This is a genomic window from Thermoanaerobaculum aquaticum (genome assembly GCF_000687145.1).
GTDB classification, from domain to species: Bacteria; Acidobacteriota; Thermoanaerobaculia; order Thermoanaerobaculales; family Thermoanaerobaculaceae; genus Thermoanaerobaculum; species Thermoanaerobaculum aquaticum.
Genome location: NZ_JMFG01000046.1, coordinates 785 through 1260 on the forward strand (window position 1 = coordinate 785; position 476 = coordinate 1260).

Below are 476 nucleotides of genomic sequence, written 5' to 3' on the forward strand. Positions count from 1 at the left end.
CCATGTGGATGGGTGTTCCCGATACCAGTTACAACCTGGGTTACGCCGGTGATAAGGCATATACGCTACCCTGCACCGGGGGCCAGGACAACCCACCAGCCGGCGAAAACATCGTGGTTTTTAACGATCCGTGTTCGGATATCTCGTCCGCGCCTTGCAACGGCACTTTGGCGTTTGGGGGCCCGTGGTACTCCTACTCTACCCACACCTTTGACGGTGCCCCGTGGTACACCATTATCAGTTGGTTCGTGGTGGTAAACGACGGCATTGGCGGGTGCCTCTCCGCCACCAACTACCGCTTGATGTTGGCCCACGAGTTAGGCCACGGCTTGGGTTTCGGGCATTACAGCGACAGCCAAGCGTTGATGTACTTTGCCTGTTGCAGAACGATTAACTCCACCGACACCCTTTGCGCCCAGTACACCTATCCGGCCAGTACTCCGTCGCCAACACCTACTCCAACGCCTACGCCAACC

At 57.6% G+C, this 476-nt stretch carries 1 protein-coding gene; it reads left to right on the forward strand.

Annotated features, from left to right (window positions below; translation table 11 throughout):
* A partial coding sequence (locus EG19_RS13495) for a matrixin family metalloprotease (RefSeq protein ID WP_152544062.1) occupies positions 1-476 on the forward strand: 476 nt, incomplete at both ends.